A 9157-nucleotide genomic window follows, 5' to 3' on the forward strand; every position below is an offset into this window, starting at 1 on the left:
GGTGTCAGCGCCTCGCCGATGTTTCGCGTGTTTTCGGCGTCAAGATGAACACCGTCGAGAGGTGTGGTTTGCGCCACGCTGCCGGCGTCGAAGAAGCCGCAGCCGGCCTCATCGGCGAGCGCGGCATATTGCGGTGCCAAAAACTTCGAGGCGTCGTCGCCGCCGGCAAACATTTCCTTGAATTCGGCATTTTCGGTGCGACTGACGACAGGCGGCGAAACGATGAGGATCTGCGGCGCCGGCCAGTCGAACGGATAGTCGTGACCGCGCACGATGTCGATCAGCCGCTGGATACCCTGCTTGGCCGCGACGGGATTGCCGTGGATCCACGGCTTCATGTCGTTGGCGCCGAGCATGATGACAATCAGGTCGATCGGCGCATGCGTCGTCAGCACCGTTGGCAGCAGCCTGGCGCCGTTGCGATCAGCACCGGCCAGGTGGTCGTCGAAGGCGGTGGTGCGGCCATTGAGGCCTTCGGCGATAACTTCGACGCCACTGCCAAGGCCGGCCTGCAGCACGCTTGGCCAGCGGTCTTCCAGCGCATGGCGGCCACCTTCGGCATTGTAGCCCCAGGTCAGCGAGTCGCCGTAACAAAGAACCGTCTTCATGCACCCACCTGCGCGTCGATCAACCCACGCTTCACCCGCCATCCATGGGTTGTGACCGCCCGTTTCCGAGCAGCCAGTCCGGTGGCGAATCCGGAAATGATGAAAGCGAAGAGGCTGGTGAAGACTATCCGCACCGCCCTCTCGCTTCCCTAAACCAGCATGCCCATCGGGTTCTCGATCAGGCGCTTGAAGGCGACCAGCAGTTCGGCACCCAGCGCACCGTCGACGGCGCGGTGGTCGGTCGACAGCGTCACCGACATCACGGTGGCTATTCTGATCTCGCCATTCTTGACCACTGCCCGCTCCTCGCCGGCGCCGACTGCCAGGATGGTCGCGTGCGGCGGGTTGATGACCGCGGCAAAATCCTTGATGCCGAACATGCCGAGATTGGACACCGCCGTGGTGCCACCCTGATACTCTTCCGGCTTCAGCTTGCGGCTGCGGGCGCGACTGGCGAGGTCCTTCATCTCGTTGGAGATGGTGGACAGCGTCTTTTCGTCGGCTTTGCGGATGATCGGTGTGATCAGCCCGCCGGGGATCGACACGGCAACGCCGACATCGGCGTGCTTGTGCTTGACCATGGCGCTTTCGGTCCACGAGGCATTGGCATCGGGCACCGCCTTCAGCGCCATCGCCATCGCCTTGATCACCATATCGTTGACCGACAGCTTATAGGCCGGAGCATCACCCTTGTCGGTCTTCTTCACCGGGGCTGCCGCATTGATCTGCGTGCGCAGCGCCAGCAGCGCATCGAGCTCGCAGTCGAGCGTCAGGTAGAAATGCGGAATGGTGGTCTTGGCCTCGACCAGGCGGCGCGCAATGGTCTTGCGCATACTGTCATGCGGGACAAGGTCGTAGGAGCCCTGTTCGAACAGTTTCAGGACCTGATCGTCCGACATCGCCTTTACCGGCGCGGCAGGAGCAGCAGCCGGCACGCCAGCCGGAGCCTTGGCGGCAGGCGCCGTCTGGGCGCCGCCACCGGCAATGGCCGCGTCGACATCGGCCCTCACCACCCGGCCATACGGGCCGGTGCCAGATACGGTCGAGAGGTTCAGGCCGGCCTCACGGGCCAGGCGCCGGGCAAGCGGTGTTGCACGGCCGGCCGATGGCGATTGGCCGATCTCCGCCCTTGTGGGGGAGATGCCAAGTGGCGGCAAAGAGGGTAGGGCAGAGGGGTGCGTGACAGAATGAGACGTTGGCGCGACAGCGCCCCCCTCTGTCGACTTCGTCGACATCTCCCCCGCGGGGGGGGAGATTGGCGCCTTGTCCTGCTTGGCCGCAGCAGCATCAGCCCCATAGGCCTCACCGTCGGCATAGATCCACGCCACGGCAGCGCCGACCGCAATATCGACACCCTCTTTGCCGGTGACATCGCGCAGGACGCCGCTGGCCGGCGCATCGATTTCCATCGCCGCCTTGTCGGTCTCGATCTCGAACAGCACATCGCCCTTCTTGACGTGCGCGCCCTCCTCGGCAAACCAGCGCGAGATCTGTCCGGTCGCCATGTCCATGTCGACCTTGGGAAGAATGACTTCGGTCGGCATGGTCTAGCGGACCCCTTTCACGAGGTCGCGCGCGGCGGTGATGATGTCCGGAATTTGCGGCACCGTCGCCTTCTCGAGTTCCGGATTGTAGGGGATCGGCGTTTCGGCGCCGCCCAGCCGCACGATCGGCGCGTCGAGATAGTCGAACGCTTCGCTCTCGGCGATCATGGCGCTGACCTCGGCGCCGATGCCCAGCGTCTTGACCGCTTCGTAGACGCATAGCAGCCGCGACGTCTTCTTGACGCTGTCGATGACGGTCTGCTTGTCCATCGGCCGGATGGTCCGGAGATCGACGACTTCGACGTCGATGCCTTCGCTCTCCAGCACGGCTGCCGCGTCGAGCGCCTTCTGCACCATGATCGAGGTGGCGACGATGGTGAGATCCCGGCCTTCGCGGCGGATATCGGCCTTGCCGATCGGCACGGTGTAATAGCCTTCGGGCACCGGTCCCTTCATCTTGTAGAGCAGCTTGTGCTCGAAGATCATGACCGGATCGGGATCGGCGACCGCCGCCAAAAGCATGCCCTTGGCATCATAGGGGGTCGCCGGCTGGATGACTTTCAGACCCGGCACATGGCCGAGCCAGGCTTCGAGGCTCTGGCTGTGCTGAGCCGCCGCACCGGTGCCGGAACCGGCGGGAAAGCGCATCACCACGGGAACAGAAACCTCGCCGCCCAGCATGAAGCGCATCTTGGCCGCCTGGTTGACAATCTGCTCCATGGCAAGCGTGGCGAAATCGGAAAACTGGAACTCGAAGATCGGCCGCATGCCGGTGAGCGCAGCCCCAACCGCAACGCCCGCGCCGCCCAGTTCCGAAATCGGCGTGTCGATGACGCGGTCAGCGCCGTAACGTTCGACCAGGTCGCCGGTGACCTGGAAGGCGCCGCCATAGACGCCGATATCCTCGCCCATCAGGAAAACGCGCTCGTCCATGTCCATGGCGATCGCCATGGCCTCCTGGATCGCCTGGGCGTAGCTCAGTTCACGCACCATCGCGTCCATCACGCCTGCTCCGTATACACGTAATTTCCCGTCTCGCTGATATCGGGCGATGGGCTCGCCTTGGCGAACTCGATGCCCTCGGCGATCTCTTGCGCCACGGCATCGCGAATGGCCTCGATGCCCTTGTCGTCGATGAAGCCGAATTCCCTGAGCTCGCTTTCGAACAGGGTGATCGGATCGCGGTTCGACATCCAGTCCTCGATCTCTTCCTTGGTGCGATAGCGGTTGCGGTCGCTCTTGGAATGGCCGCGATGGCGATAGGTCTTGGACTCGATCAGCGTCGGCCCCTCGCCGGCGCGGGCTCGGGCAACAGCCTGATGAGACGCCTCGGCGACCTCGGAGAAGATGTTGCCGTTGACGATGACGCCGGGCATCGAATAGGCGGCGGCGCGCTCGGCGATGTTCTTGACCGCGGTCGAGCGGGCTGTCGATGTCGACATGCCGTAGCCATTGTTCTCGCAGACGAAAATGACAGGCAGCTTCCAGACCGCCGCCATGTTTAGCGCCTCGTGGAAAGCGCCTTCATTGTTGGCGCCATCGCCGAAGAACGAGACCACGACCTTGCCGGTCTTCATCATCTTGGAGGACAATGCCGCCCCCACGGCGATCGGGATACCACCACCGACGATGCCATTGGCGCCGAGATTGCCCTTGCCGACATCGGCGATGTGCATCGAGCCGCCACGGCCCTTGCAGTAGCCTGTGGTCTTGCCGAAGAACTCGGCGAACATGCGCTTGACCTCGGCGCCCTTGGCAATGCAGTGGCCGTGACCGCGATGCGTCGAGGTGATCTGGTCATCCTCGGCAAGCGGCATGCAGATGCCCATGGCGCTGGCTTCCTGGCCGATCGACAAATGCATGGTGCCATGGATGAGGCCGCGCGTGTAGCACTCCTCCGCGCCCTCTTCGAAGCGGCGGATCAGGTACATCTTGTGGAGCACCTGCTTGAGCTGCTCGGCGCTGTACTGGCGGTAGACGAAGGGCAGATTGGCGCGACTGTCAGTGACGGCTTTGCTGGCTGTGGCCATGATCACGCTCCCACGGTCCCATAGACGAGCTTGTCCTGGCGAGCGCGCAGTTCGGCGATCTTGGAGCCCGCCGCGGGCGCTGCATTCGCGTAGGTTATGAGTTCGCCCTTCTTGATCGGCGCGGTGACCGAGCCGCCCTGCAGCAGGCCGCAGGGAATGGCCTTGGCGGCGCGCGCTTCAGGCGTCGTCATGATCCAGGCGCGGTAGCAATATTCGCCGATCGCATCGAGCTTCTCGCCGGGCTTCATGTCCTTCTTGGCCACGGCGGCCACTTCGGCCACCGGCTTGGCCAGCGGCACCATGTCGGCCTTGCCGTAGAGCACGACGCGCGCGCAGGTCAGCGGCACCTCGAGCGAGGTCAGGTGATAGGGACGATGGAAAGTGAAATACGGGCCTTTGCCCATCTTCAGATCTTCCATGCGCTCGGAGATGCGCGGATGCGACATGTCGGCAACGACGAAGACGCCGGGCGCGACACCCTTGCCGATCGAATAGTCGACGACGCCGACCTTCGACAGAACGCCGCCATCCTTCTGCGGCACCAGCACCTTGGACAGTTCGCCAAGCGTCGCCGCCGGGCCATGCATGCCAGCCTTGTCTGGAACCAGGCCGGTGGCATTGGCGATTGCCGCCATCTCGACCATGGTCTTGGAGCCGTCGACGAATTCGACCAGCATGCGGACATTCATGTGCCGGCGCTTGGCTTCCTCCTCATAGTCCGGGGGAATAGCGTCGATGTTGAGCGGATTGTTCTTGCCCTTGCCGGCGGCAACGATCGGGTGACCCATGGCCGAGACGAACTCGATCAGCTCCATGCAGGAGGACGGCTCATCGCCGGCGCCCAGTGAATAGGTGACGCCGAGCCGGTCGGCCTCGCTTTTCAGATAGGCGCCGATGGTGACGTCGGCCTCGACATTCATCATCACCAGATGCTTGCCATGCTCCATGGCGCGCAGCCCGATCTCGGCGCCAACGGCGGGAACCCCGGTGGCATCGATGACGACGTCGATCAGATCATTGTTGATGACAAGGTCGGCGTCGTTGGTGACCGCGACCTTGCCGGCTTCCATCGCCGACGTCATAGCCGAAGCATTCGACACTTCGCGCGCATGCCCGGTTTCCTGGAAAGCGATATCGACGGCCTTGCTGGCAGCCGGCAGGTTCAGTTCGGAAATGGCGCCGATCTCGATGCCCGACATATGGGCGACACGAGTGACGATGTCGGTTCCCATCTCGCCCGAGCCGATCAGGCCGATGCGGATAGGCTTGCCCGACTTTGCGCGTTCCTCGAGATCGCGGGCAAGACCCGTCAACGAAACATTGGAAGCCATACCGCTCGTTCCTCCCATAATGCAGGCTTGTTCGATTGCCTGACGGGTATTGAACATCTGTATTTCTGTCAAGACTAATGTCCATATTCCCGTGCTTTTTCGGACACTTTCACCGTAGTCCGGCGGGACGAGAAAGAGGCTGGGAAACCCGATGCCGCGCAGTCGCCGTCAGTGCGCGGATGGGCATCGGTTGGGATCGTTCAGCTCAGCCAACGGCGCAGCCTGTTGCGCTGCCGTGCAATAGGCCGGCACATGCGACTGGCGGCATCTTGGCCCTCGCGGGAAGTCCTGCTCAGTGCCCCGCGAAGCCTGCCGGAGGCGGGCAACCCGCCGCGTCGATCGCAAAATCATGGAAATGCACGACCACGCCATCCGCATCGATTAAGATCACGGCATAGCCGGGTGCTTTTCTGCCAGCGCCCAGCGGCACCAGCAGGCAAACGGAACGCTTGGATTACCCTCTACTGTGCCGTCCAGCCGCCATCCATCGGCAAGGTTGTGCCGGTGACCTGCCTGGCCGCGTCCGAACACAGGAACAGCGTCAGCGCGGCGAGCTCGTCGACGGTGACGAATTCCTTGGTCGGCTGGGCGGCGAGCAGCACATCGTGCTTGACCTGTTCCTCGGTCATGCCGCGCGCCTTCATCGTGTCGGGAATCTGCCTTTCGACCAGCGGCGTCCAGACATAGCCCGGCGCGATCGCATTGACGGTGACGCCGTCGAGCGCTGCTTCGAGCGCTACCGTCTTGGTGAGGCCCGCAATGCCGTGCTTGGCCGACACATAGGCCGACTTGAACGGCGAGGCGACCAGCGCATGCGCCGAGGCGGTGTTGATGATACGGCCCCATTTGCGCGTCTTCATGCCCGGCAGTGCCGCCTTGATGGCGTAGAACGCGGCGAGCAAATTGATGCGGATGATGGCTTCCCACTTGTCATCGGGAAACTCCTCGATCGGCGCGACATGCTGGATGCCGGCATTGTTGACCAGGATATCGAGACTGCCGAAGGCAGCCTCGGCCTCATGCACCATGGCGCTGACCGCCGCGCCATCCATCATGTTGGCACCGGAGTAGCGGCACTTGACGCCGAAATCCTTCTCGATGCCGGCGCGCTCGTGCTCGATGGCAGCCGCATCGCCAAGGCCGTTGATGGTGACATTGGCGCCTTCCACGGCAAAGGCGCGGGCGATGGCCAAGCCGATGCCGCTGGTCGAGCCGGTGACGAGGGCGTTCTTCGAAGACAGGAAACCCATGATGATCTCGCAAGAGGTGGGAGGGAACGAACGGGGCCGCCTTTGTGCGCCGCACCATGACAGTGCCATAGCCATATGTCGGTGCGATTACAGGGTTGAGACGGCCGTCGACAGGCCCCTTGGGCGGCTGTCAGGCGGCTGACACGGCACTGTCATGGTGCCGTGCAACATAATCCGGAGCGCATTCGCGCAGTCATTCCTGAACCAAAATGGGGCTACAGCCTTGCAGATCGCCGATGTCGTGAAGCGCGCCTATGCGATGCCGCTGACCAACCCCTCCTTTCCGCCCGGGCCGTACCGTTTCTTCAACCGCGAATACGTCATCATCACCTACCGCACGACGCGCGAGGCGCTAGAGGCTGTCGTGCCGGAGCCGCTGGAGATCGACGAGCCGCTGGTCAAATACGAATTCATCCGCATGCCTGACTCGACCGGTTTCGGCGACTACACCGAGACCGGCCAGGTCATCCCGGTGCGCTACAAGGGCCAGCACGGCGCCTACGTCCATTCGATGTATCTCGACGACGACGCGCCGATCGCCGGCGGCCGCGAACTGTGGGGCTTTCCCAAGAAGCTTGCCAATCCCAAGATCGTGCATGAAGGCGAGGTCATCGTCGGCACGCTGCACTATGGCAGCGTTCTGTGCGCCACCGGCACGATGGGCTACAAGCACAAGAAAGCCGATCACGGCTCTGTCCTCGCTTCGCTGGCCGCGCCCAATTTCCTGATCAAGATCGTCCCGCATGTCGACGGCACGCCGCGCATCTGCGAACTGGTCCGCTACCACCTCACCGACATCACGCTGAAGGAAGCCTGGACAGCGCCCGCCGCACTCGATTTGCGGCCGCACGTCATGGCCGACGTGGCGCGGCTGCCGGTGCTCGACATCGTATCCGCCGTCCACTTCACCGCCGACCTGACGCTTGGGCTGGGCGAAGTGGTTCACGATTATCTCGCCGACCGCACCTGAGCTGCACAAGCCTTTCAGAGCCCAAACAGAAGTCGGAGACCAAAGCCGTGCTCGAACGCAATCGCAACAAGGAGGCCACCGCCACCATCGCGGAGATCTCGGCGCAGTATGACCGCGTCGCGCTGGTGTTTCAGGGAGGCGGCGCGCTCGGCGCCTACCAGGCTGGGGTGTACCAGGCATTGGCAGAGGCCGGCTGCGAGCCGAGCTGGCTTTCCGGCGTGTCGATCGGCGCCATCAATGCGGCGATCATCGCCGGCAATGAATCGAGCCGCCGGCTGCAGCGCCTCGAGCAATTCTGGCAGACGATTTCGGGTCGCAAGATCTGGGCCTATACGCCGGAAGGCGACATCTACCGTGATATCCGCAATCGCACCAGTTCGTGGATGACCATGGTCATGGGGCAGCCGGGCTTCTTCAAGCCGCGCAATCCTAACCCCTGGATGGAGCAGCCCGGCGCCGAGGGCGCCACCAGCTTCTACGACACGGCCGAGCTGAAGGAGACGCTGCAAAGCCTGATCGACTTCGACATCCTCAACGACGGCAAGAAGCGGTTGAGCGTCGGCGCGGTCAACGTCCGGACCGGCAACTTCGTCTATTTCGACACCGACAAGGTCCGCATCGAACCGGAGCACATCATGGCCAGCGGCGCGCTGCCGCCGGCGTTCCCGTCGATCCGCATCGAAGGCGAATATTACTGGGACGGCGGCATCGTCTCCAACACGCCGCTGCAATATCTGCTCGACCAGGAAGAGGACCGTTCCTCGCTGGTTTTCCAGGTCGACCTGTTCAGCGCGCGAGGCGTCCTGCCGCGCAGCATGCCGGACGTGCTGTCGCGCCACAAGGACATCATGTATTCAAGCCGCACACGGCAAAACACCGACAATTTCAAACGCATCCACGGTCTCAAGATGCGCCTGCTCGATGCACTGAAACGGGTGCCGAAGGAGTTGCGGACGCCGGCCGAGGAAGCGCTGATCGAGGACTATTCGGACGCCGGCACCGTCAACATCGTGCACCTGATCTATCAGCACAAGGGCTATGAGGGTCACGCCAAGGACTATGAGTTCTCAGGCACCTCGATGCGCGAGCATTGGGAGACAGGGTTGGAGGACACGCAGCGCACCTTGCGCCATCGTGAGTGGCTGACGATGCCGACCAATGTCGACGGTGTGGCCATCCATGACCTGCATCGCGAAGACCCGACGTAGCCAGGCCGGTTATGCCCAACGGTTCAGCGTTGTTGGCCAGGATTCGTTTGAACGGCCATCGCCAACGCTCGAGATTGGCCGACGCCTCCAAACTTCGTCATCCTTGGGCGAAGCAGGAGCGAAGCTCCGTCGCGGAGACCCTGGGATCCATGCCGTGACCTTTGCCACGGAGTGCAGCGGAGCAGAATTCTGCACCGCGGCAACGCTCAGGAGTCG

Annotated in this window: 8 protein-coding genes; 2 read left to right on the forward strand and 6 right to left on the reverse strand. The window is 63.2% G+C overall.

What is annotated here, in order from left to right:
• The 6 genes from EN969_RS06305 to EN969_RS06330 all read right to left on the reverse strand — a co-directional run.
• Positions 1-608: SGNH/GDSL hydrolase family protein (locus EN969_RS06305; RefSeq protein WP_127419027.1), on the reverse strand; the 608-nt coding region annotated here is incomplete at its 3' end.
• A 149-nt stretch (positions 609-757) separates the two neighbouring features.
• Positions 758-2152, reverse strand: a complete 1395-nt coding sequence (locus EN969_RS06310; RefSeq protein WP_127312833.1) for a pyruvate dehydrogenase complex dihydrolipoamide acetyltransferase — start codon at positions 2150-2152, stop codon at positions 758-760.
• 3 nt (positions 2153-2155) lie between these two features.
• Positions 2156-3154: an alpha-ketoacid dehydrogenase subunit beta gene (locus EN969_RS06315; protein WP_027163140.1), complete on the reverse strand. Its 999-nt coding sequence runs from the start codon at positions 3152-3154 to the stop codon at positions 2156-2158.
• Positions 3154-4182: a thiamine pyrophosphate-dependent dehydrogenase E1 component subunit alpha gene (locus EN969_RS06320; RefSeq protein WP_063169131.1), complete on the reverse strand. Its 1029-nt coding sequence runs from the start codon at positions 4180-4182 to the stop codon at positions 3154-3156. The genes EN969_RS06315 and EN969_RS06320 overlap by 1 nt, the downstream gene beginning before the upstream one ends.
• A gap of 2 nt (positions 4183-4184) precedes the next feature.
• Positions 4185-5513: an NAD(P)H-dependent oxidoreductase gene (locus EN969_RS06325; RefSeq protein ID WP_024503031.1), complete on the reverse strand. Its 1329-nt coding sequence runs from the start codon at positions 5511-5513 to the stop codon at positions 4185-4187.
• A 461-nt stretch (positions 5514-5974) separates the two neighbouring features.
• Complete coding sequence (locus tag EN969_RS06330; RefSeq protein ID WP_063169132.1) at positions 5975-6763, reverse strand: 3-hydroxybutyrate dehydrogenase; 789 nt, start codon at positions 6761-6763, stop codon at positions 5975-5977.
• Between the two features lie 223 nt (positions 6764-6986).
• On the opposite strand from EN969_RS06330, the gene EN969_RS06335 reads away from it, so the two are divergent.
• Together EN969_RS06335 and EN969_RS06340 are read left to right on the forward strand one after the other, a co-directional pair.
• Positions 6987-7733: an acetoacetate decarboxylase gene (locus tag EN969_RS06335; protein WP_063169133.1), complete on the forward strand. Its 747-nt coding sequence runs from the start codon at positions 6987-6989 to the stop codon at positions 7731-7733.
• A gap of 47 nt (positions 7734-7780) precedes the next feature.
• The gene (locus EN969_RS06340; RefSeq protein ID WP_024503027.1) at positions 7781-8941 is read left to right on the forward strand and encodes a patatin-like phospholipase family protein; all 1161 of its coding nucleotides are present in this window, start codon (positions 7781-7783) and stop codon (positions 8939-8941) included.
• Positions 8942-9157 lie beyond the last annotated feature (216 nt).

The sequence above is a fragment of the Mesorhizobium sp. M7A.F.Ca.CA.003.01.2.1 genome (assembly GCF_003998945.1).
Taxonomy (GTDB): Bacteria; Pseudomonadota; Alphaproteobacteria; order Rhizobiales; family Rhizobiaceae; genus Mesorhizobium; species Mesorhizobium ciceri.